The organism is Ralstonia sp. Ralssp135, from assembly GCF_047304345.1.
In the GTDB taxonomy this organism is placed as follows: Bacteria; Pseudomonadota; Gammaproteobacteria; order Burkholderiales; family Burkholderiaceae; genus Ralstonia; species Ralstonia chuxiongensis.
Genome location: NZ_JBGLYZ010000107.1, coordinates 1 through 260, shown reverse-complemented (window position 1 = coordinate 260; position 260 = coordinate 1). Strand labels below are relative to the sequence as shown.

The window sequence follows — 260 nt, the reverse complement described above, 5'->3', positions numbered from 1 at the left end:
CCGTGGAAATAAACCATCACTGGCCGGCTGCCGGACAGAGACGGGGACCAGACGTTGAGCTTCAGCATGTCCTCGCCGAGGAAACCGTCGGTCCATTGCTGCAGGAAAGTGTGCTCCACCGCGCGAAAATTGTGCAACGTCTGCGGACAGTTCGCGCCGTAGGCGAGCGCGTGATATTCGTCGGTCCATCGCTGCGGCGGCTTGGCCGGCAACCAACGATTCTCGCCTTCCGTGGTATCCCCATAAGGTATGCCCTTGAA

The 260-nt window shown here is 60.0% G+C and carries 1 protein-coding gene; it reads right to left on the bottom strand.

The features are described 5' to 3' along the window. A partial coding sequence (locus ACCD03_RS25570) for a carboxylesterase family protein (protein ID WP_413413288.1) occupies positions 1-260 on the bottom strand: 260 nt, incomplete at both ends.